Origin of the sequence: Microcella indica (genome assembly GCF_013414345.1) — a bacterium.
Classification (GTDB): domain Bacteria; phylum Actinomycetota; class Actinomycetes; order Actinomycetales; family Microbacteriaceae; genus Microcella; species Microcella indica.
Genome location: NZ_CP058670.1, coordinates 1,062,565 through 1,083,803 on the forward strand (window position 1 = coordinate 1,062,565; position 21,239 = coordinate 1,083,803).

A 21,239-nucleotide genomic window follows, 5' to 3' on the forward strand; every position below is an offset into this window, starting at 1 on the left:
GATTCAGCGTATGGGTCACGGTCTGCTCGTCGAGCCCCTCGGGCGCGTCGGCGCCGTCGATGGCGTGGATGACCTGCCCGCCCTCGACGCCGAGGCCCTGCTGCTGCGCCTCGACGCGGCACACCCCGACGCCGACGGACTCGTGTGGCTCGACAGCGGTGTGGGGGCGCGCACCGGCCGCAGCCTCCTCGCCGTCGGCGAGCGCGTGCCCCTGCTGGAGGAGGAGCCCGTGCTGCCCGTGCTGCGGGCGGCGCTCGCCGCGATGCCCGCGCTCGGTCGGCAGCCCGACAGTGGCGGCGGCAGTGGCGGCGACAGCCTCGGCGACGACGCGGTGCCGCTCGGGCTCGTCGGCTGGTTCGGCTACGAGCTGCGGGGCGAGACCATGGGCATGCCCGTTCCGCCCGTGCCGGGTCACCACCGTGCGGCCTGGCTGCGCGTCGACCGCGGCGTGCTCATCGACCACGAGGCGGGCACCGTCAGTCTCGTGGCGCTCGACGATGCAGGTACGGGGCAGTGGAGCGGCGAGCTCGCCGACTGGCGGCACCGGATGCTCGAGCTCGTGCGCGGCGCGAGCGCAGCATCCCCGCCCCCCGTCGCCGACCCGCAGCCGGCCACCGCCGTGTGGCGCGATGACGACGCCCACTACGCGGCGCTCGTGGCCCGCTGCCAGGAGGCGATCCGCGAAGGGGAGGCGTACCAGCTGTGCCTCACGACGCAGGCGAGCGTGACGGGCGCCCACGACGCGGACCACGACCCCGTGGAGGTGTACCGCCGGCTGCGGCGCGGCAGCCCCGCCCACCACGGCGCGCTGCTGCGCATCGGCGGCACGGCACTGCTGAGCGCGAGCCCCGAGACGTTCCTGCGCGTGAGCGACGGCACGGTGAGCACGCGCCCCATCAAGGGCACGCGGCCGCGCCACGCCGACCCCGTGCGGGATGCGGCGCTCGCCGCGGAGCTGAAGGCGAGCGACAAGGAGCAGGCCGAGAACCTCATGATCGTCGACCTCATGCGCAACGACCTCTCCCGCGTGAGCGACGTCGGCACGGTCGCCGTCACGGGGCTGCTCGAGGTGGAGAGCTACGCGCACGTGCACCAGCTCGTCTCCACCGTGCAGGGGCGGCTGCGGGAGGGCCTCGACGCGCTCGACGCGGTCGCGGCGTGCCTGCCCGCCGGATCGATGACGGGCGCGCCCAAGCGGCGCGCGATCGAGCTGCTCGCCGAGTGGGAGGCGGGGCCGCGCGGCGTGTACTCCGGCGCCTTCGGCTACCTCGGGGCGGACGGCTCGGCAGACCTCGCGATGGTGATCCGCAGCATCCTGCTCGAGGGGCAGACAGCGACGATCGGAGCGGGCGGCGGCGTGACCGCGCTGAGCGAACCGGAGGCCGAGACGGCCGAGATGCACCTCAAGGCAGCGGCCCTGCTGCGAGCGCTCGGCGCGCAGGCTCAGCCGGTACCCTGAGAGTTCGCGCCCGCAGCGGTCATTCCCGCCTGCCGTTGTGCGAGCCCCCACCCCCCTGCACTACCGCGAGTGAGAGAACTGTGAGCAGCGTGAGCCACCACGACGAGCACGACGAGAACGACTACGACTTCCGCCGTATCGAGGCGCACTGGGCGCCCGTGTGGGAGGAGCTAGCGCCCTTCTCGACCGCCGACGCGCCCGAGTCCAAGCCGCGCAAGTACATCCTCGACATGTTCCCCTACCCCTCGGGCGACCTGCACATGGGGCACGCCGAGGTCTACGCGCTCGGCGACATCGTGGCCCGCTACTGGCGCCAGCGCGGCTTCACGGTGCTGCACCCGATCGGCTGGGACTCGTTCGGCCTGCCCGCCGAGAACGCCGCCATCAAGCGCGGCGCCGACCCGCGCGAGTGGACGTACGAGAACATCGAGCAGCAGAAGGCGTCGATGAAGCGCTACGCCGCGAGCTTCGACTGGGACCGCGTGCTGCACACCTCCGACCCCGAGTACTACCGCTGGAACCAGTGGCTGTTCCTCGAGATGTACAAGAAGGGACTCGCCTACCGCAAGGACAGCTGGGTCAACTGGGACCCGGTCGACCAGACCGTGCTCGCCAACGAGCAGGTGCTGCCCGACGGCACCTCCGACCGCTCCGGCGCCGTCGTCGTGAAGAAGAAGCTCACCCAGTGGTACTTCAAGATCACCGACTACGCCGACCGCCTGCTCGACGACCTCAACCAGCTCGAGGGCTCGTGGCCCGCCAAGGTGCTGTCGATGCAGCGCAACTGGATCGGCCGCTCCGTCGGCGCCGACGTCGACTTCGTCATCGAGGGCCACCACTCGCCCGTGACGGTGTTCACGACGCGCCCCGACACGCTCTTCGGTGCGACCTTCATGGTCGTCGCCCCCGACAGCGACCTCGCCGCCGAGCTCGCGGCCGGGTCGACGCCCGACGTGCGCATGGCGTTCCAGGACTACCTCGAGCAGGCGCAGAAGAAGAGCGAGATCGACCGGCAGGACGCAACGCGCGACAAGACCGGCGTCTTCCTCGACCGCTGGGCGATCAACCCTGTGAGCGGCGAGCGCATCCCCGTGTGGGCCGCCGACTACGTGCTCGCCGACTACGGCCACGGCGCCATCATGGCCGTGCCCGCGCACGACCAGCGCGACCTCGACTTCGCCCGCACGTACGACCTGCCCATTCGCATGGTCGTCGACACGACCGCGCCCATGACGGGCACGATTCCCGTCATCACCGAGGAGATGCTCAACGAGGAGCCGCCGACGATCGACCCCGCCGTGACGGGAGAGGCCCTCACGGGCGACGGGCGCCTCATCAACTCGGGCCCCCTCGACGGCCTCAGCAAGTCGAACGCCATCAAGCGGGCGATCGAGCTTCTCGAGGAGCGCGGCACGGGCCGAGCATCCAAGACCTATCGCCTGCGCGATTGGCTCATCAGCCGCCAGCGGTACTGGGGCACACCCATTCCGATCATGTACACGGAGGACGGCGAGGAGGTGCCCCTGGCGCAGGATGCTCTGCCCCTCGAACTGCCGTGGGAGAAGGGCATGGACCTCAAGCCGAAGGGCACCTCGCCCCTCGGCGGCCTCGAGGAGTGGGTCGCGACGACCACTCCCGACGGCCGGCCCGCGCGCCGCGACACCGACACGATGGACACCTTCGTCGACTCCTCCTGGTACTTCCTCCGCTTCCTCGACCCGCACGACTCGACGAAGGCCTTCGACCCGGCGCAGGCCGAGAAGTGGGCACCCGTCGACCAGTACGTCGGCGGCGTCGAGCACGCGATCCTGCACCTGCTGTACGCGCGCTTCATCACGAAGGTGCTCTTCGACCTCGGCTATGTGAGCTTCACCGAGCCGTTCAGCGCGCTCCTCAACCAGGGCATGGTCATTCTCGACGGCGCGAAGATGTCGAAGTCGAAGGGCAACCTCGTGTACTTCACCGAGGAGCTCGACCAGTTCGGCGTCGACGCCGTGCGCCTCACCATGGCGTTCGCCGGCCCGCCGGAGGACGACATCGACTGGGCCGACGTGTCGGTCACGGGCTCGCAGAAGTTCCTCGCCCGCGCCTGGCGGCTGTCGGGCGAGGTCACCGCGCCCGTCGGCGCCGACCCGGAGACGGGCGACCAAGCACTGCGCCGCGTGACCCACAAGTACCTCTCGGAGGTGCCGGGGCTCATCGAGGCGTTCAAGTTCAACGTGGGCGTCGCGCGCACGATGGAGCTCGTCAACGCCATCCGCAAGGCGATCGACTCGGGCCCCGGCGCGGGCGACCCCGCCGTGCGCGAGGCCGTCGAGGTCGTCGCGGTCGGTCTCTCGCTCTACGCGCCCCACACGGCGGAGGACATGTGGCAGCGCCTCGGCCACTTCGACGGCACCAAGGAGACCCTCGTGGCCTTCGCGGGCTGGCGCAAGGCCGACCCGCTGCTGCTCGTCGAAGACCAGGTGACGGCGGTCGTGCAGGTGGACGGCAAGGTGCGCGACCGGCTCGAGGTGAGCCCCAAGATCGGCAACGACGAGCTCGAGGCGCTCGCGCGGGCGTCCGCGGCCGTGCAGCGGGCCATCGGCGACCGCGAGATCGCGCAGGTCATCGCGCGCGCCCCGCGCGTCGTCAACATCGCGACCAAGAAGTAGGGCTCTCCCCGGTTTGCCGCGGGGCGCTCGTGAGTGTCGGGGGTGCGCCTAGCCTCCGTGCGTGAGCGACCTCGCCCCTGCGCAGCCCGGCGGGCCGCCGCGACGCGGCGTGCGTGTGCGGGCGGCCGTCACGGGCGTCCTCGTGCTCGCGCTGCTCGGGGTTGGGTCCGCGGTCGTCGCCGCGATCGTGACGCCCGGCGGCGAGGTCGTCGCGGTCGGCGACGCGGGTTCCGCTGACGGCGGGTCGGCTGACGAGATCGGCCGGGATGCTGCGCTCGCGCCGCCCGGCGAGCCGGGCATCCTCGATCCGTCGACCCAGGCCGCGCGGCTCGTGCTGCACGTGCACGGCGCAGTCGTCGAGCCCGGCATCGTCGAACTGCCCGCAGGCTCCCGCGTCGTCGACGCGATCGCGGCCGCGCGCGGGCCCAGCGACGACGCCGACCTGGGCGGGGTGAACCTCGCGCGCGTCGTCGCCGACGGGGAGCAGCTGTACGTGCCGCGGGTCGGCGAGGTGCCGCCGCCGGGCGCTGGCGCGGCGAGCGGTGCCGGCGCGGGCACAGGGCCGGGGCTCGTGAACATCAACACCGCCGACGCGGCCGCGCTCGAGACCCTGCCCGGCATCGGTCCCGCGCTCGCGAGCCGCATCATCGCGTGGCGAGAGGCCAACGGAGGCTTTCGCGCCGTCGATGAGCTGCTCGCCGTCTCGGGCATCGGGGAGAAGACCCTCGACGGATTCCGCGACCAGGTGACCGTGTGACCGACGCGCGCCTCGCCGTGCCGGTGCTGCTCGGGTGGGTCGTCGTGATGGTGGTCATCGGGCTGCCCTGGGCGGGAGCGGTGGGGTTCGGGGTCGCCACGGCCGGGGTGCTCGGTGCGCTTGGGGTGGTCGTGCTCGTGCGGCGTGGGCGCAGTCGTGCCGGCGCGCCCGCCGGGCTCCGCGCCGCATCCCTCGTCGTGCCCGCGCTGCTCGTCATCGCCGCGCTCGGTGCCGCGGTGGGCGTCGCCGCGGGGTCGCGCGAGCCGGCGCCCGTGCGCGATGCCCTTGTCTCGGGGGAGCGGCTCGAGGTCGTCGTTGTGCTGGAGCAGACGATCGCCGGTGCCGTGGCCGGTGAGGTCGGGGGTGGGGCGGGCTGGCGCGGAGCATCCGTCGATGGCCGCCTGGATCGCGTGACCGATCGTGATGGCGCCACCTACGCGGTGAGCGTGCCGGTGCGCCTGCTCGGGGTCGAGGCGCAGGGGCGCTGGCCGCTCGGCCTGCGGCTCGAGGGGGCGGTGCGGCTCATCCCGGTGGAGCCGGGTGACGACCGGGTGGCGCTCGCGCGCGTGCTCGGCGAGCTGCAGCCGGTGCGGGGTGCGCCGCCGCTCCTCGGTGCGACGGATGCGCTGCGCGAGCGCTTCCTCGACCTCATGAAGTCCTTCGCGGGCGACGGAGCCGCGCTGCTGCCGGGTCTCGCGATCGGGGACACCTCGGCGGTGTCGGACGAGCTCGACGCCGCGATGAAGCGCAGCGCCCTCAGCCACCTCACGGCGGTGTCGGGGGCGAACTGCGCGATCGTGGTCGGCCTCGTGCTCGGGGTCGGCGCGCTGCTGCGGTGGCCGCGGCCCGTGCGCATCGGCGTCGCGCTCGCGGCGCTCGGCGGCTTCGTGCTGCTCGTGACGCCCGAGCCGAGCGTCGTGCGCGCCGCCGTCATGGCCGCCGTCGTGCTGCTCGCCCTCGCGAGCGGGCGGCCCGCGCAGGGTCTGCCGGTGCTCGCGGTCGCGGTCTTCGGCATCCTCGTGCTCGACCCGTGGATCGCGCGCTCGTACGGCTTCGTGCTCTCGGTGCTCGCGACGGCGGCGCTCCTCGTCCTGGCCGGGCCGCTCGCCGAGCGACTGCGCGCAGTGATGCCCGCCGGGCTCGCACTGTGGGTCGCCGTGCCGCTCGCCGCGCAGCTCGTGTGCCAGCCGGTGCTCATCCTGCTGGCCCCCGAGGTGCCGCTCACGGGCGTGCTCGCCAACGTGCTCGCGGCCCCCGCGGCTCCGGTCGCGACGATTCTCGGGATGATCGCGTGCCTGCTCGCGCCCCTCGTGCCGCCGCTCGCGACGGTCGTCGCGGCGGTCGCCTGGCTGCCCTCCGCGTGGATCGCGGGCATCGCGACGGTCGCCTCCTCGCCGCCCGGGGCCGTGCTGCCGTGGCCGGAGGGCGGTCTGGGTGCCCTGCTTCTCGCGGTGCTGACGGCGGTGGGGCTGCTTGCCCTCGGCGTGCCCGCGCGGCTCGGCTCGGTGCGGCTGCGTCGACATCTTGCGCTCTCGGGCGCCGTGCTGCTCGTCGTCGTCGCAGGGTCGACCGCGGGCGCGCACGCACTCGCGATCCTGCAGCGCCCCGCCGACTGGCGCGTCGCGCAGTGCGACGTGGGGCAGGGCGACGCCCTCCTCGTGCGGCACGGCGGGCAGGTCGCGCTCATCGATACGGGGCGGGATGCTGCGCTCCTGCAGCGCTGCCTGGACACCCTTGGCATCCAGCGCCTCGACCTGCTCGTGCTCACCCACTTCGATGACGACCACGTCGGCGCTGTCGAGGTCGTGCACGGTCGCGCCGACCGTGTTCTCGTCGGGCCAGTGGGGCGGCCGGACGACGAGGCCGTGGTCGAGGGGCTTCTCGCCGCGGGTGCGACAGTGCACGAGGTCGCAGCCGGGGAGGTCGGGGCGCTCGGCGGCTACACCTGGCGGGTGCTCGCGCCACCCGACCACCGCGGGGTCGAGCCGGGCAACGACGCGAGCATCGTCCTCGAGTGGCGCCCCGGGCCGCAGTGCGCGGGCTGCCCGAGCCTGCTGACTCTCGGCGATGTGGGGGCGGCTGGCCAGCGCGCGCTGCTCGGTGCCGTGCATCCCGTCGATGCGATCACGGTCGCGCACCACGGCGCGGCCGACCAGGAGCCCGAGCTGTACGCCCGCGCCTCGCCCGCGCTCGCACTCATCGGGGTCGGCGCCGACAACGGCTACGGCCACCCGACGCCCGAGGCGCTCGACGCGGTCGCCGGGGCGGGGGCGCTCACGGCGCGCTCCGATCTCCACGGTCTCGTGCTGCTCGCGCCGGGGGAGCAACCCGGGTCGTGGTTGCTGTGGACGGAGCGCGGCGCTGTCGGCCGACATGCCATGGCCGGGGTGGCCGGTCAGGCGGCCGGCGTCGGCGGCGCTCAGTAGGCTAAGGGGGTCGCAGGCGGCACCCCGCCTGCCTCTACCCGCATTGCCCGCACTCGAGCGCCGAAGGAGCGTGATGGCCGCCACGAAGAGGTCGTCAGGCTCCGCTCGGGCCAAGGCGAGCATCCCGCAGATCGCGTGGCATGAGATCAGGTCGGCGCCCGTCGTCCTCGTGACCGGCCCCGAGTCCTTCCTCGCCGACCGCGCGTCGACGATGCTACGGGATGCCCTGCGCACGCAGGACCCGAGCCTCGAGGTGCACGACCTGGGCGCCGACACCTACGCGCCCGGCGAGCTGCTCACGCTGGCGAGCCCCTCCCTGTTCGGCGAACCGCGGCTGATCCGCGTGGCCAACGTCGAGAAATGCACCGACGCGTTCCTGGAGGACGCGCTGTCGTTCCTCGAGCAGCCTGCCGACGACACCGTCGTGCTGCTGCGCCACGGCGGGGGAGTGCGCGGCAAGAAGCTGCTCGACGCTATCCGCGGCGGTTCCGGCGGCGGCATCGAGGTCATCTGCGCGGAGCTCAAGCGCGACAACGACCGCGCCGACTTCGCGGCCGCCGAGTTTCGCCACGCGGGCCGCCCGATCGCGCCGCTCGCCCTGCGCGCGCTCGTCTCGGCGTTCGGCGACGACCTGAGCGAGCTCGCGGGGGCGTGCCAGCAGCTCATGGCCGACACCGAGGGCGAGATCACCGAGCAGACCGTCACGAAGTACTACGGCGGCCGTGTGGAGACCAACGCCTTCGCCGTCGCCGACGCCGCGATCGCTGGGCGCCACGGCGAGGCGTTGGGGCTGCTGCGGCACGCGCTCGACACGGGAGCGGACCCCGTGCCGATGGTCGCCGCGTTCGCCATGAAGCTGCGCACGATGGCGAAGGTCGGCGGCGCACGCGGGTCGGGGGGTCAGGTCGCCTCGCAGTTGGGGCTCGCACCCTGGCAGGTCGACCGCGCCCGCCGAGACCTGCAGGGCTGGGAGGAGGCGGGGCTCGGCCGCGCGATCCTCGCCGCCGCCGAGTGCGACGCGCAGGTCAAGGGCGCGGGCCGCGACCCCGTCTTCGCCCTCGAGACCCTCGTGCGCGTCGTCGCGACCCGCGGCGAGGGCCACTAGCGCGCGCGCTCGCCCCGAGCCGAGCATCCCGCCCCGCCGCCTGGCGCCCGGCGCCCACCGCCCACCCGCCCCGCGCCGGGCGTCAGCCCACGCCGCGCCGTCTCCGCAATTCAGGAGTTGCGATGCCGCAGGGCTCCTCGACACCCCGAAGCGCCCGCTTCCAGGGCGCTGGACGAGGGCGCGCTCCTGAATTGTGGAGATGGCGTTCCCGGATAGAAACGAGCGTCGACATGCCCGTGAGCGAGCGCCGGTTCTCCACAATTCAGGAGATCGAGTCCATGCGGGCCCGCCGACACGCCGGTGGAGCGCTCTCACGCCCTGATGCAGCACACTGACTCCTGAATTGTGGAGATAGAGCGCCGGGCGGGCGAGCGCCGGGCGGGCGAGCGCCGGGCGGCGGTACGGGATGCTCCGCTCGAGCCGGTCGCAGACAGCACGAGGCCCCGCCGACCCTGGTGGGTGCGGCGGGGCCTCGAGTGCTGTGGTGCGGCGCGGAACGCGCGTGAGGCAGCGAGAGCGCTAGAGCGCGGCGACCTGCTTGGCGATCGCCGACTTGCGGTTCGCGGCCTGGTTCTCGTGGATGACGCCCTTGCTCGCGGCCTTGTCGAGCTTCTTCGTCGCGACGACGAGTGCCTCGGAAGCGGCGGCCTTGTCGCCGGAGGCGATCGCGGTGTGCGTGCGACGGATCGCCGTCTTGAGCTCGCTCTTGATGGCGCGGTTGCGCTCCTGAGCCTTGAGGTTGGTCTTGATGCGCTTGATCTGCGACTTGATGTTCGCCATGTATCGACTTTCTGCGTAAGAGGATCGGTGTGAGTGAGCGGCCGGGGTGGGGGTTGCGCAGAGCTCGAGCGCGTGGTGCGCGCCGTGTGCTCCGTGACGAACTGTCCCAGCCGCGTTCCGTGTCGAAAGAGAGAGGGCTTTCTGACACGCAAGCCAACAGGCAACATTACCAGGGCACGACGCCGGGCGACAATCGCACGGTCTGTGAGGGGCCGTCCTGCATGGGAGAATGGCAGACAATGTCTCCTCGAGCCTCCACGTCCCTCGCCCCTGCCGCGACCGATCCGACGCTGATTCGCAATTTCTGCATCATCGCGCACATCGACCACGGCAAGTCGACGCTCGCCGACCGCATGCTCGGCATCACGGGCATCGTGAGCGACCGCCAGGCGCGCGAGCAGTACCTGGACCGCATGGACATCGAGCGCGAGCGCGGCATCACGATCAAATCGCAGGCGGTGCGGATGCCCTGGGCCCTGTCGCCCGCCGAGGGCGAGAAGCCCATCACCTACGCGCTGAACATGATCGACACTCCCGGTCACGTCGACTTCACGTACGAGGTGAGCCGCAGTCTGGCGGCCTGCGAGGGCGCGATCCTGCTCGTGGATGCCGCGCAGGGCATCGAGGCGCAGACGCTCGCGAACCTCTACCTCGCGCTCGAGAACGACCTCACGATCATCCCCGTGCTCAACAAGATCGATCTGCCCGCGGCCGACCCCGACAAGTATGCGCGCGAGCTCGCGAGCCTCATCGGCGGCTCACCAGACGACGTGCTGCGCGTGAGCGGCAAGACCGGCCAGGGCGTCGACGAGCTGCTCGACCGCGTCGTCGAGCTCATCCCGCCGCCGACGGGCGACGCCGAGGCTCCCGCGCGCGCGATGATCTTCGACTCGGTGTACGACGCGTACCGCGGCGTCATCACCTATGTGCGCATGGTCGACGGGCATCTGAGCCCTCGGGAGCGCATCCAGATGATGTCGACGCGCGCGACGCACGAGCTGCTGGAGATCGGCGTGAGCTCTCCCGAGCCGATGCCGAGCAAGGGCCTCGGCGTGGGCGAGGTCGGCTACCTCATCACGGGCGTGAAGGACGTGCGGCTGTCGAAGGTCGGCGACACGATCACGAACGCGCAGAAGCCGGCGACGCAGGCGCTGCCGGGCTACACCGACCCCAAGCCGATGGTGTTCTCGGGCCTGTACCCGATCGACGGCAGCGACTACCCCGTCTTGCGGGAGGCGCTCGACAAGCTCAAGCTCTCCGACGCGAGCCTCAACTACGAGCCGGAGACGTCGGTGGCGCTCGGCTTCGGGTTCCGCTGCGGGTTCCTCGGCCTCCTGCACTTGGAGATCATTACCGAGCGCCTCGAGCGCGAGTTCGGCATCGACCTCATCTCGACGGCGCCGAGCGTGACCTACGAGGTGGTCACGGAGGACGGCAAGGAGTACACGGTCACGAACCCGAGCGAGTTCCCGACGGGGGCGAAGATCGCGAGCGTGACCGAGCCGATGGTCGCGGCGGGCATCCTCGCGCCGAAGGACTACGTGGGCACGATCATGGAGCTGTGCCAGAGCCGCCGCGGCTCGCTCATCGGCATGGAGTTCCTCGGCGAGGACCGCGTCGAGATCAAGTACACGATGCCGCTCGGCGAGATCGTGTTCGACTTCTTCGACCACTTGAAGAGCAAGACCGCTGGCTACGCGAGCCTCGACTACGAGCCGAGCGGCGATCAGGAGGCCGACCTCGTGAAGGTCGACATCCTCCTGCAGGGCGAGGCGGTCGACGCGTTCAGCGCGATCGTGCACCGCGAGAAGGCGTACGCCTACGGCGTGCTCATGACCGAGCGTCTCAAGAAGCTCATCCCTCGCCAGCAGTTCGAGGTGCCCATCCAGGCCGCGATCGGCGCCCGCATCATCGCGCGCGAGTCGATCAGCGCGATGCGCAAGGACGTGCTCGCCAAGTGCTACGGCGGTGACATCACCCGCAAGCGCAAGCTGCTCGAGAAGCAGAAGGAGGGCAAGAAGCGCATGAAGATGGTGGGTCGCGTCGAGGTTCCCCAGGAGGCCTTCATCGCGGCGCTATCCGGCGACGTGGAGAGCAAGAAGGACAAGAAGTAGCCATGAGCTCGCGGGATGCGGCCCGGGCCGAGCAGGCGGTCACCTACGCGGCCGTCGGCGCGAGCCAGGCCCCCGACCTCCTGCGCTACCCGCCGACCGGCTACCGCCCGCTCGAGATGCGCGGCCGAGTCGGCCACGGCGACGAGCGCTGGGAGTGGGCGGTCGACGCTCTGCTCACCGGCGGGGTGTATCGCGGCGCCGGCATGGGCGTGCGCATGCGTGCGGTCGACGCGGGGGAGGCCGAGCGGGTCTACCAGCCCGTGGAGTTCGACGACAGCGGCGAGCCTGTCGAGCCTGCCGAGGTGGGAGCCGTCGAAGAGGTCTACACGGCGGACGGCACGAGGCACCTGCGCCCCGGCGACATCATCATCGTCGGCCTCGCCGTGGGGGAACGGCTGTGGCTGCCGCTGCCGGGTCGCGTCGTGCTGCTCGAGCAGCAGGAGGCCCGCGTCATGTACGCCGTCGGCACGCTGCCGGGCCACGCCTTCTCGGGTGAGGAGTCGTTCACGCTCGAACGCGAGGAGAACGGCTCGGTGTGGCTCACGGTGCGCAGCTTCGCCCGCCCGGCCGCCTGGTGGGGCTGGCCCCTGCTGCCCGGGCTCCTGCTGGCCCGCACCCTCATCGCCCGACGGTTCCTGCGTGCCCTCACGGTGCCGCTCGCCACTCAGGATCGCTGACATACTCTGAACGAGATGAGCAGTGAAACCCGTGCCGTGCAGGCTGAGCCGCGGCCCACGAGCAGCGGCGCCGGTCGCGTGCTCGTCGCCGTCTACGCCATCCTCGCCCTCGCCGCGCTCGGCCGCTCGAGCTACCAGATCGCCACCAAGTTCGGCGAGGCGCCCCTCGCGTACAGCCTCTCCGGGCTCGCCGCGGTCGTCTACGTGCTCGCCACGGTCGCCCTCATCGCCCGGGGCCGCCGCTGGTTCCTCGTCGCCGTCGTCGCGATCACCGTGGAGCTCGCCGGTGTGCTCATCGTCGGCGTCGTGAGCCTCCTCGCCCCCGAGGTCTTCCCCGACGACACCGTGTGGTCGGTCTTCGGCCGGGGCTACGCGTTCATCCCGCTCCTCCTGCCCGTGCTGGGCCTGCTCTGGCTGCGGCGCATCGCCGCCGTGCGGCGCGCCGAGGTGGCCTCGTGAGCCGCCCCGCCCAGGGACTCGTCGCGCGCGGGCTCGACGCGCTGCCCCAGCCGCCCGTGCCGTCGATCGTCACGATCGGCAAGTTCGACGGCGTGCACCGCGGGCACCGCGCCATTCTCGACAGCCTGCGGGATGCCTCTGCCGGCCGCCGCACGGTCGTCGTCACCTTCGATCGGCACCCGCTCGCCGTTCTTCGGCCCGAGTCGGCGCCGACGCCTCTGCTGAGCGTCGACCAGAAGACCGAGGCGCTGCTCGCCGCCGGTATGGATCTCGTCGTCGTCCTCGACTTCACCCCCGAGTTCGCGGCCCTCAGTCCCGAGCAGTTCGTGCAGCGCGTCCTCGTCGACGGGCTCGGCGCCACCGAGGTGCTCGTCGGCGCCGACTTCCGCTACGGCGCGCGCGGCGCGGGCACGGTCGACACTCTGCGGCAGGCGGGGGAGCGCGACGGCTTCACGGTGAGCCTCGTCGACGACGTGTGCGAGGCGGACGGCCGCCGCGTGTCGTCCACGGGCATCCGCGCCGCGCTCGAGGCCGGCCATGTCGCGGAGGCGACGGAGGCTCTGGGGCGCGCCCCGCGCATCCGGTCCCTCGTCGTGCCCGGCCATCAGCGCGGCCGCGACCTCGGCTACCCGACCGCGAACCTCGCCCCCGGAGCCGAGGGCTATATTCCGGCCGACGGCGTGTACGCGTGCTGGCTGCGCGTCGACGGAGAGCGCTACGGGGCCGCCGTCTCGGTCGGCAACAACCCGACCTTCGGCGACGTGCTCGAGAAGACGGTGGAGGCGCACGCGATCGACGCGACGCTCGACCTGTACGGCTCGATCGTCGAGCTCGAGTTCGTCGAGTACATCCGGCCCATGCGCAAGTTCGAGTCGGGTGACGCCCTCGCCGTGCAGATGGGGCTCGACGAGCTGCGCATTCGCGAGGTGCTCGGCCTCGCCACCGAACCCGCGTAGCGCCCGGCGCCGCGCGCCTGCGTGACGCCGCCTACTTGTCGGCGATGAGCGACTTCAGCGGAACCTTCGCGCCGTTCTTGATGTTGTCGATGACCTCGTCGGGAACGTCCTTCACGAGCGGCACGTCGAGGTCTTTCGCCCAGGTGCCGATCGTGTCGAGAATCTGGTCGGTGTCGAGGCCCGCGAGGGTCGGCTGAATCTGCTCCCAGAGGCCCTGCAGGGCATCCGGGTCGAAGCCCTTGCCGCTCACGAGGTCTCCGACGACCTCGCCGATGTCACCGAGGTCGAATCCGTTGTTCTGAGCCATGGCGTGTTCCTGCCTTCTCGGGAGCCCGGCGGGCTCGATGCTCATGAGCCTAAGGCTCGTCGACGCGCGGCGGAATACCTCCGCGACCGGCGAGGAAGAGCACGATCGAGGATGCCGTGGCCGGCAGAGCCGGCCCCGTGCCCACCTGCCACTCGCTGTCGACCGCGACGAGGGTGCGCGCCGAGAGGACGCTGCGGCGAGGCGTAGGCGCGCGCACGGCGAGGTCGAGGGCGACCGCGCCGCTCGCGAAGGGGTCGACGCCGAGATCCACCTCGAGCGCGGTGCCGAGGTCGAGGGCGGCGACGAGAATCTCGCCGAACTCGCGCACCGAGCATCGCGCCGTCGCGCCCGAGAGGGTCATAGCTTCCTCGCGCAGCGCGGGGGCGAGACGGTCGGCGTCGAGAGCGGCGACCTCGGGGCTGGGAACCTCGTGAGCGCCGAGGCGCGACGCGAACCGCTGCCACCCGCTCCACCGTCGCAGCGTGAGCAGCTCGCGCACGGCGTCGTCGACGCTCACGCCGGGTCGCAGCGTCTCGCGGGTGAGCGACTCGGGGCGCGTCTCGAGGAGGTTCGCGAGCGACAGCAGGAGCCCGCTCGCGGGTCGCGCCCAGTTGCGCGTGACCTCTCCGTCGTCGCCGCGCGGTCGGTTGCTCAGGGGCAGGAAGCGGCTCCAGTCGGTCACGGCACCACTGTACGGGGCCCCGTGACCGACATCGAGGTGACCGGCATCTAGGATTGTGCGGTGCCCTCCGACCCCGCAATCTCCCGTCGCGGGGCATCCCTCCTCGGCATCGCGGGCATCCTCCTCATCGCGGCGACGCTGCGACTGCCGGTCGGGGCGCTGTCGCCTCTCGCCGACCAGATCTCCGTCGACATCCCGCTCTCCGCCGCCGCGCTCGGGGTGCTCGGCATGATGCCGCCCATCGGCTTCGCGCTCTCCGGCCTCATCGCGCCCCTCGTCGCGCGCCGCGTCGGGCTCGAGACGACGCTGCTCCTCGCGGTCGTCATCATGATCCTCGGGCACGTCGCCCGCGCGCTCGCCGGCGGCTACCTCGTGCTCGTGCTCGGCAGCTTCATCGTGCTGCTCGGGGCGGGCTTCGGCAACGTGCTCATGCCGAGCGCCGTCAAGCGCTTCGCCCCCCACGCACTCGGGCCCATGACGGCTGCCTACGCCATGATCATGGCCGTCGGCTCGGCGGTGCCGCCGACCCTCGCTGTCCCGCTCGCCGAGGAGACCGACTGGCGCTTCTCGCTCGGCTCGTGGGCGATTCTCGTCACCGCGGCGCTCGTGCCGTGGGTGCTTCTCGCGGTGCGCGGCGCGCGGCGCCGAGCGCGTGATCGTGCCGCCGACCCCGATGCCGCGATCCTCGAGCCCGACCCGCACCGCTTCGCGACCCTCGCCCGCTCGCGCACCGTGTGGGGCATCACGATCCCCTTCACCATCTCGAGCATCTCTGCCTACGTGACCTTCGCGCTGCTGCCGGTGATCCTGCAGGACGTCGCGGGGGTCACGGCGACGGAGGCGGGCTCGCTCCTCGCAGTGTTCGCGATCACGGGACTGCCGCTCGCGTTCCTCGCGCCCGTGCTGACGGCCCGGCTGCGCACGCCCACGGTGATCCTCGCGGCCTCGATGGGGCTCTTCCTCGTCGGCTACGGCGGCCTCCTGCTCGCCCCGCAGCCTCTCGTGCTGCTGTGGGTCGTGCTCATCGGCCTCGGCCAGATCACCTTCCCGATGTGCCTGACCCTCATGTCGCTCCGCACGCGCTCGTCGCAGTCGGCCGCGAGTGTCAGCGGGTTCGTGCAGACCATCGGCTACGCAGTCGCCGCGGTCGCCCCGCTCGCGCTCGGCGCGCTGCACGAGATCACCGGTTCGTGGGCACCGAGCCTCACGATCCTCGTCGTGCTCGCCGCGCTCACCGTCGTCGCGATGCCGATGCTCGCGGCGCGCGGCATCGTGGAGGACGAGGTCAGGGCACGAGCTCGCTGAGGTGCACGAGGGCTGCGGCACCGACGAGCGGCCCTTCGCCGCTGAGCGATGAGGCCACGACGCGCGTTTTCGTGACGAAACCGAAGTCGCTGTGCTCGGCAACGGTGCGCCCGACGAGCGGAATGTACTGCTCGCTCACGTGACTGAAGCCCCCGCCGATCGCGACGATGTCGAGGTCGACGAGCGCGCTGGCGGAGGCGATGGCCCGGCCCACGGCCGTGGCCGACCGCTCGACCGCGGCGAGCGCGATCGGGTCATCCGTGCGCGCCGAGGCCGCGAGCTCCTCGCCCGTCGACCCGACCCAGCCCTGCTCGGTCGCCCACCGCACCGAGCGCGGGCCCGAGGCGATGCCCTCGAGGCAGCCGCGCGCGCCGCACGCGCACACGTCGTCGAACCCGCTCACGGCGACGTGCCCGATATGGCCGGCGTTGCCCGTGGGCCCCGCGATGACGCGCCCTCCGAGCATGAGCCCGCCGCCCACGCCGGTCGAAACGATCATGCCCATGACGTTCGTCTCGCCCTGCGCTGCACCCTTCCAGACCTCGGCGAGGGTGATGCAGATGCCGTCCATGCGCAGCGTCACCGGGATGCCCGGCACGAGCTGCTCGACGAGTCCGCCGAGGGGATAGTCACGCCAGGCCGGGAGGTTGAGCGGCGAGACGTCACCGCTCGTACCCGCGATCGGCCCCGCCGAGCCGATGCCCGCGCCGACGAGCGTGTCGCTCGACGAGCGAGCCGCGAGCGTCGCCGTGACGGACTCGGTCACGGCGGTGGCGAGCTGCTCGGCAGTGGACGCGGAGCCGGTCGGTCGGCGATGACGCGACCCGTCGACGATAGTGCCGTCGGCCGCGACGAGCGCGGACTCGACTTTCGTGCCGCCGAGATCGATGGCGAGGGCGAGGTCGGTCATGGTGCTGCTTTCACGAGGAGGGGGAAGGGACTTCTCAGCGTATCGAGATCACGGCGCGTGCCAGGGTCTGCTCATCTGAGCACAGACCGCAACAATTGTTGTCCATCCCCGCTGCCCGTCCTACGCTGAAGGGGTTCTTCGTGCCTCGTGCACGCCGGCACCGCGACACAGGGGGGAGGCTCCATGGCAGCCACCGACACCGTCGCCGCCAACGAGCTGCTCGCCGTGCGCGCCGCCGAGCTGTACTACGAGGAGAACAAGACGCAGGACGAGATCGGCGCGATCCTGCGTGTCACGCGCTGGAAGGTCGGCCGTCTCCTCCAGCAGGCGCGCGATCGCGGCATCATCCGCATCGAGATCGTCCACCCGCGCGCCCGGCGGCTCTCGCTCGAGCGCGAGCTCACCGCACGATTCGGCCTGCGCGACGCGATCGTCGTGCCCGGGCCGCCCGATGACCGCGAGCTGCAGGCCCGCGTGGCCGAGGCGGCCGCCGACTTCCTCGTGAGCGTCCGCCCCATCCCTCGTCTCCTCGGCGTGAGCTGGGGCCGCACGCTGCACCAGGTCGCCGAGTGCCTGCCCGAAGGCTGGTCGACGGGCGTCAACGTCGTGCAGATCAACGGCGGCGTCAGCCTCTCCAAGCGCCCCGGCACGGCGGCGTCAGCCTCTCCAAGCGCCCCGGCACGGCGGCGAGCACCGCCGTCATGATTGCCCAGAAGGCCGGCGGGGAGGCGACCCTGCTGCCGACCCCGGCCATCCTCGAACGACTCGAGACGAAGCGCGCGATCGAGGGCGACCGCACCGTGAGCGGCGTCGTGCAGCGGGCCCGCGGCGCTGCCGCGTACCTGTACAGCGCGGGAGTCGCCGACACGAGCTCGGTGCACGTCGACAGCGGGTACCTCACCCCCGACGACATGCGCAGCCTCGTCGAGAAGGGCGCCGTCGGCGACGTCATCGGCCGGTACATCACGGCGGAGGGCACGATCGCCGACCCCGAACTGGATGCTCGTACCCTCGGCCTCGGGCTCGACGAGTTGCGCGACGCGGCCATGAGCATCCTCGTCATCGGCGGTGAGGCCAAGCATCCCATCGCCCACGCCATCGTGCAGCACGGGCTCTGCTCCGTGCTCGTGACCGACGAGCACACCGCCCGCTCCCTCCTGGATGCGGCCCCCGACTCGACCACCTCTGGAGAGGACCCCTCATGACGCTCGACCACCCGGTCGCCCTCGCTCCCGCCGATCGCGCGGTGCAGCTGCTCGGCGGCGACCTCACCGAGAAGGCCCTGCGGCTGCATCTCGACGGCCTCAGCGGTGTCGACGCCGTCGGCCTCGAGCAGCGCGCCGCGAGCCTCTCGACGCGCTCCATCAAGACGAGCTCGAAGGCGTGGGCACTCGACACGATCATCCGAACGTGCGACCTCACCACGCTCGAGGGCGCCGACACTCCTGGCACGATCCGCTCGCTCGTCGCGAAGGCCGTGACGCCCGACGCGACCGACCCCGAGACGCCGCGCGTCGCCGCCGTGTGCGTCTACGGCGACATGGTGCCCTACGCGATCGAGGCGCTCGGAAGCCTGCACGCGGCAGGAGGCGAGTCGGGCATCCAGGTCGCGGCGGTCGCGACGGCATTCCCCTCGGGGCGCGCGAGCCTCGCCATCAAGCTCGCCGACACGCGTGAGGCAGTCGCGGCGGGTGCCGACGAGATCGACATGGTCATCGACCGCGGGGCCTTCCTCTCCGGGAGCTTCGGAGTCGTCTTCGACCAGATCGTCGCCGTCAAGGAGGCCTGCCGGCGCACCGACGGCACCTACGCCCACCTCAAGGTGATCCTCGAGACGGGCGAGCTGCAGACCTACGACAACGTCAAGCGCGCCTCGTGGCTCGCGATCCTCGCCGGCGCCGACTTCATCAAGACGTCGACCGGCAAGGTGAGCCCCGCTGCGACCCTGCCGGTGACACTCCTCATGCTCGAGGTCATCCGCGACTGGCACCGCCTCACGGGCGAGAAGATCGGTATGAAGCCCGCCGGCGGCATCCGCGCGTCCAAGGACGCCGTGCGCTACCTCGTGACCGTCGCCGAGACCGTCGGCGAGGACTGGCTCACCCCGCAGCTGTGGCGCTTCGGCGCCTCGAGCCTGCTCAACGACGTGCTCCTGCAGCGTCAGAAGCTCCGAACCGGTCACTACAGTGGCCCCGACTACGTGACGGTGAACTAGATCATGGGTTTCCTCGAATACGCACCCGCCCCCGAGTCGGCGGCGATCCTCAACCTCAAGGCCGAGTACGGGCTCTTCATCGACGGCGAGTTCGTCGACGGCCACGGCGAGGTCTTCGACACGATCTCGCCAGCGACCGAGAAGGTCATCGCGCGTATCGCGCAGGCCGACGAGAAGGACGTGGATCGCGCTGTCGCGGCTGCCCGCCGCTCCTACGAGAAGGTCTGGTCGCGCATGAGCGGCAGCGACCGCGGCAAGTACCTCTTCCGCATCGCGCGTCTCGTCCAGGAGCGCAGCCGCGAGCTCGCCGTCGCCGAGGCGCTCGACAACGGCAAGCCGATCCGCGAGACGCGCGACGTCGACGTGCCGCTCGTCGCCGCCTGGTTCTTCTACTACGCGGGCTGGGCCGACAAGCTCGAGTACGCCGGACTCGGGCCGAACCCGCGCGCTCTCGGCGTCGCCGCGCAGGTGATCCCGTGGAACTTCCCGCTGCTCATGCTCGCGTGGAAGATCGCGCCAGCCCTCGCCGCGGGCAACACCGTCGTCATCAAGCCGGCCGAGACGACGTCGCTCACGGCCATGCTGTTCGCCGAGATCCTCCAGCAGGCCGAGCTGCCCGCCGGTGTCGTCAACATCGTCACGGGCCCCGGCTCCACCGGTCAGGCTCTCGTCACGCACGACGACGTCAACAAGGTCGCCTTCACGGGGTCGACGGGCGTCGGGCGGATGATCGCGCGCTCGGTCGCCGGAACCGACAAGAAGCTCACGCTCGAGCTCGGCGGCAAGGCCGCCAACATCGTCTTCGACGACGCGCCCATGGACCAGGCGATCGAGGGCATCGTCAACGGCATCTTCTTCAACCAGGGCCACGTGTGCTGCGCCGGTTCGCGCCTGCTCGTGCAGGAGAACGTGCACGACGAGGTCATCGACCGGCTCAAGCAGCGCCTGTCGACGCTGCGCATGGGCGACCCGCTCGACAAGAACACCGACATCGGCGCGATCAACTCGGCCGCGCAGCTCGAGCGCATCCGCACGCTCAGCGACGTCGGCGAGGAGGAGGGCGCCGAGCGCTGGACCGCCGACTGCGTGATCCCCGACACGGGCTTCTGGTTCGCGCCGACGATCTTCACCCAGGTCTCGCCCGCGCACCGCATCGCGCGCGAAGAGATCTTCGGCCCCGTGCTCTCGGTCATCACCTTCCGCACGCCGGCGGAGGCGATCGCGAAGGCCAACAACACCCCATACGGCCTCTCGGCCGGCATCTGGACGGAGAAGGGCAGCCGCATGCTCGCCCTCGCCGACCAGCTGCGCGCTGGCGTCATCTGGGCCAACACCTTCAACCGCTTCGACCCGAGCTCGCCCTTCGGCGGCTACAAGGAGTCGGGCTACGGCCGCGAGGGAGGCCGGCACGGCCTCGCCGCGTACCTGGTCTCGACGGGGTGGGAGGCATCGGGCTCGAGCTCAGCATCCCGGCCCGTCACGAAAGACCGCAAGACGACCAAGAAGGCGGTGGCGAAGTGAGTCGGCTCACCGTGCCCAAGACGTACAAGCTCTACGTGGGCGGCAAGTTTCCGCGCAGTGAGAGCGGCCGCACCTACGAGGTGACGACGCCGAAGGGCGCGTTCCTCGCCAACGCCGCGCAGGCCTCGCGCAAGGACGCCCGCGATGCGGTCGTCGCCGCGCGCAGCGCGGTGGGCGGCTGGGCCGGAGCGACCGGGTACAACCGCGGACAGGTGCTCTACCGCATCGCCGAGCTGCTCGAGGGGCGTCACGCCCAGTTCGTCGACGAGATCGTGCAGTCGGAGGGCGTCTCGGCGGCCGCCGCGGGCGCGCAGGTCGACGCGGCGATCGATGTCTGGGTCTGGTACGCGGGCTGGGCCGACAAGTACGCGCAGGTCGCGGGCAACGCCAACCCCGTCGCCGGCCCGTACTTCAACATCTCGGTGCCCGAACCGACCGGTGTCGTCGCGATCATCGCGCCGCAGCAGGCTACGGGAGCCTCGCTCCTCGGCCTCGCCGCGGTCGTCGCTCCCGCGATCCTCACGGGCAACACGGTCGTCGTCGTCGCCCACGAGCGCGCGCCGCTCTCGGCGATCTCGCTCGGGGAGGTGCTCGCGACCTCCGACGTTCCCGGGGGAGTCGTCAACATCCTCACCGGGTCGCCTGCCGAGATCGCGCCGTGGCTCGCGGCGCACGCCGACGTCAACGCGCTCGACCTGGCCGGTGCGGGCGACCTCGAGTGGGTCGACCTGCAGATCGCCGCGGCGGAGACGCTCACGCGCGTGCTGCAGCCCGAGCCGGGCATCCCGGCGCCGTCGCTCGACCGTATCGGCGCCTTCGTCGAGATCAAGACGGTCTGGCACACGAAGGCGATGCGCTAGCTAGCCGCGCCACCCGCCTGCGCCACCCGCCCCTCACCCGGTTCGTCTCCAC

General features: G+C 71.7%; 19 protein-coding genes. 15 read left to right on the top strand and 4 right to left on the bottom strand.

Annotation, left to right across the window (positions count from 1 at the left end; translation table 11 throughout):
- Positions 1-10: 10 nt before the first annotated feature.
- The 5 genes from HUJ41_RS05210 (at position 11) to holA (ending at position 8,401) form a co-directional block, all read left to right on the top strand.
- A complete protein-coding gene (locus tag HUJ41_RS05210; protein ID WP_179873626.1) occupies positions 11-1,459 on the top strand; it encodes an anthranilate synthase component I family protein in 1,449 nt (482 codons plus the stop codon).
- An 89-nt stretch (positions 1,460-1,548) separates the two neighbouring features.
- Entirely contained in the window at positions 1,549-4,113 is a 2,565-nt protein-coding gene (leuS, locus tag HUJ41_RS05215; protein WP_179873627.1) for a leucine--tRNA ligase, read from the top strand.
- Between the two features lie 61 nt (positions 4,114-4,174).
- Positions 4,175-4,870 (top strand): ComEA family DNA-binding protein, encoded by a 696-nt coding sequence (locus tag HUJ41_RS05220; protein ID WP_224744589.1) that lies wholly within the window; start codon positions 4,175-4,177, stop codon positions 4,868-4,870.
- Positions 4,867-7,296, top strand: coding sequence for a ComEC/Rec2 family competence protein (locus HUJ41_RS05225; RefSeq protein ID WP_179873628.1), 2,430 nt, complete (start codon positions 4,867-4,869; stop codon positions 7,294-7,296). The genes HUJ41_RS05220 and HUJ41_RS05225 overlap by 4 nt, the downstream gene beginning before the upstream one ends.
- Before the next feature lie 73 nt (positions 7,297-7,369).
- Positions 7,370-8,401, top strand: a complete 1,032-nt coding sequence (gene holA / locus HUJ41_RS05230; protein WP_179873629.1) for a DNA polymerase III subunit delta — start codon at positions 7,370-7,372, stop codon at positions 8,399-8,401.
- A gap of 519 nt (positions 8,402-8,920) precedes the next feature.
- Here the strand turns inward: holA and rpsT are convergent.
- Positions 8,921-9,181 carry a 30S ribosomal protein S20 gene (gene rpsT / locus HUJ41_RS05235; protein WP_179873630.1) on the bottom strand — a complete coding sequence of 87 codons (261 nt, stop codon included), beginning with the start codon at positions 9,179-9,181 and terminating at the stop codon, positions 8,921-8,923.
- A gap of 239 nt (positions 9,182-9,420) precedes the next feature.
- On the opposite strand from rpsT, the gene lepA reads away from it, so the two are divergent.
- The 4 genes from lepA to HUJ41_RS05255 are packed head-to-tail and all read left to right on the top strand — an operon-like array spanning position 9,421 to position 13,387.
- Positions 9,421-11,295 carry a translation elongation factor 4 gene (gene lepA, locus HUJ41_RS05240; protein WP_179873631.1) on the top strand — a complete coding sequence of 625 codons (1,875 nt, stop codon included), beginning with the start codon at positions 9,421-9,423 and terminating at the stop codon, positions 11,293-11,295.
- Positions 11,296-11,297: 2 nt separating this feature from the next.
- A complete protein-coding gene (locus tag HUJ41_RS05245; protein WP_179873632.1) occupies positions 11,298-11,972 on the top strand; it encodes a DUF1990 domain-containing protein in 675 nt (224 codons plus the stop codon).
- Positions 11,973-11,987: 15 nt separating this feature from the next.
- Entirely contained in the window at positions 11,988-12,431 is a 444-nt protein-coding gene (locus HUJ41_RS05250) for a hypothetical protein (RefSeq protein WP_179873633.1), read from the top strand.
- Complete coding sequence (locus tag HUJ41_RS05255; protein WP_246299333.1) at positions 12,428-13,387, top strand: bifunctional riboflavin kinase/FAD synthetase; 960 nt, start codon at positions 12,428-12,430, stop codon at positions 13,385-13,387. Before HUJ41_RS05250 ends, HUJ41_RS05255 begins: the two co-directional genes overlap by 4 nt.
- A gap of 31 nt (positions 13,388-13,418) precedes the next feature.
- Here the strand turns inward: HUJ41_RS05255 and HUJ41_RS05260 are convergent, their stop codons facing one another.
- Positions 13,419-13,694: a hypothetical protein gene (locus tag HUJ41_RS05260; RefSeq protein ID WP_179873634.1), complete on the bottom strand. Its 276-nt coding sequence runs from the start codon at positions 13,692-13,694 to the stop codon at positions 13,419-13,421.
- A 49-nt stretch (positions 13,695-13,743) separates the two neighbouring features.
- Positions 13,744-14,376 (bottom strand): hypothetical protein, encoded by a 633-nt coding sequence (locus tag HUJ41_RS05265; RefSeq protein WP_179873635.1) that lies wholly within the window; start codon positions 14,374-14,376, stop codon positions 13,744-13,746.
- Positions 14,377-14,436: 60 nt separating this feature from the next.
- On the opposite strand from HUJ41_RS05265, the gene HUJ41_RS05270 reads away from it, so the two are divergent.
- The gene (locus HUJ41_RS05270) at positions 14,437-15,681 is read left to right on the top strand and encodes an MFS transporter (RefSeq protein ID WP_179873636.1); all 1,245 of its coding nucleotides are present in this window, start codon (positions 14,437-14,439) and stop codon (positions 15,679-15,681) included.
- On the opposite strand, the gene HUJ41_RS05275 is transcribed toward HUJ41_RS05270, so the two are convergent.
- Positions 15,662-16,591, bottom strand: coding sequence for an ROK family protein (locus tag HUJ41_RS05275; protein WP_179873637.1), 930 nt, complete (start codon positions 16,589-16,591; stop codon positions 15,662-15,664). The two genes, HUJ41_RS05270 and HUJ41_RS05275, sit on opposite strands and share 20 nt — an antisense overlap.
- Before the next feature lie 183 nt (positions 16,592-16,774).
- On the opposite strand from HUJ41_RS05275, the gene HUJ41_RS12850 reads away from it, so the two are divergent.
- The 5 genes from HUJ41_RS12850 to HUJ41_RS05295 are packed head-to-tail and all read left to right on the top strand — an operon-like array spanning position 16,775 to position 21,187.
- On the top strand, positions 16,775-17,296 hold the full coding sequence (locus tag HUJ41_RS12850; protein WP_281363118.1) for a sugar-binding domain-containing protein: 522 nt from the start codon (positions 16,775-16,777) through the stop codon (positions 17,294-17,296).
- Positions 17,293-17,796, top strand: coding sequence for a sugar-binding domain-containing protein (locus tag HUJ41_RS12855; RefSeq protein ID WP_281363119.1), 504 nt, complete (start codon positions 17,293-17,295; stop codon positions 17,794-17,796). Before HUJ41_RS12850 ends, HUJ41_RS12855 begins: the two co-directional genes overlap by 4 nt.
- On the top strand, positions 17,793-18,806 hold the full coding sequence (gene deoC, locus HUJ41_RS05285) for a deoxyribose-phosphate aldolase (protein ID WP_179873638.1): 1,014 nt from the start codon (positions 17,793-17,795) through the stop codon (positions 18,804-18,806). Before HUJ41_RS12855 ends, deoC begins: the two co-directional genes overlap by 4 nt.
- Positions 18,807-18,809: 3 nt before the next feature.
- Positions 18,810-20,327, top strand: a complete 1,518-nt coding sequence (locus HUJ41_RS05290) for an aldehyde dehydrogenase family protein (RefSeq protein WP_179873639.1) — start codon at positions 18,810-18,812, stop codon at positions 20,325-20,327.
- Positions 20,324-21,187, top strand: a complete 864-nt coding sequence (locus HUJ41_RS05295) for an aldehyde dehydrogenase family protein (protein WP_179873640.1) — start codon at positions 20,324-20,326, stop codon at positions 21,185-21,187. Before HUJ41_RS05290 ends, HUJ41_RS05295 begins: the two co-directional genes overlap by 4 nt.
- Positions 21,188-21,239: the final 52 nt, after the last annotated feature.

Bases quoted from the DNA above. Each gene is read 5' to 3' on its own strand.
- lepA (WP_179873631.1), top strand. From the start codon at position 9,421: ATGTCTCCTCGAGCCTCCACGTCCCTCGCCCCTGCCGCGACCGATCCG.
- HUJ41_RS05250 (WP_179873633.1), top strand. From the start codon at position 11,988: ATGAGCAGTGAAACCCGTGCCGTGCAGGCTGAGCCGCGGCCCACGAGC.
- HUJ41_RS12855 (WP_281363119.1), top strand. From the start codon at position 17,293: ATGATTGCCCAGAAGGCCGGCGGGGAGGCGACCCTGCTGCCGACCCCG.
- HUJ41_RS05210 (WP_179873626.1), top strand. From the start codon at position 11: ATGGGTCACGGTCTGCTCGTCGAGCCCCTCGGGCGCGTCGGCGCCGTC.
- HUJ41_RS05245 (WP_179873632.1), top strand. From the start codon at position 11,298: ATGAGCTCGCGGGATGCGGCCCGGGCCGAGCAGGCGGTCACCTACGCG.
- HUJ41_RS05260 (WP_179873634.1), bottom strand. From the start codon at position 13,694: ATGGCTCAGAACAACGGATTCGACCTCGGTGACATCGGCGAGGTCGTC.
- HUJ41_RS12850 (WP_281363118.1), top strand. From the start codon at position 16,775: ATGGCAGCCACCGACACCGTCGCCGCCAACGAGCTGCTCGCCGTGCGC.
- deoC (WP_179873638.1), top strand. From the start codon at position 17,793: ATGACGCTCGACCACCCGGTCGCCCTCGCTCCCGCCGATCGCGCGGTG.
- rpsT (WP_179873630.1), bottom strand. From the start codon at position 9,181: ATGGCGAACATCAAGTCGCAGATCAAGCGCATCAAGACCAACCTCAAG.
- HUJ41_RS05290 (WP_179873639.1), top strand. From the start codon at position 18,810: ATGGGTTTCCTCGAATACGCACCCGCCCCCGAGTCGGCGGCGATCCTC.
- HUJ41_RS05275 (WP_179873637.1), bottom strand. From the start codon at position 16,591: ATGACCGACCTCGCCCTCGCCATCGATCTCGGCGGCACGAAAGTCGAG.
- holA (WP_179873629.1), top strand. From the start codon at position 7,370: ATGGCCGCCACGAAGAGGTCGTCAGGCTCCGCTCGGGCCAAGGCGAGC.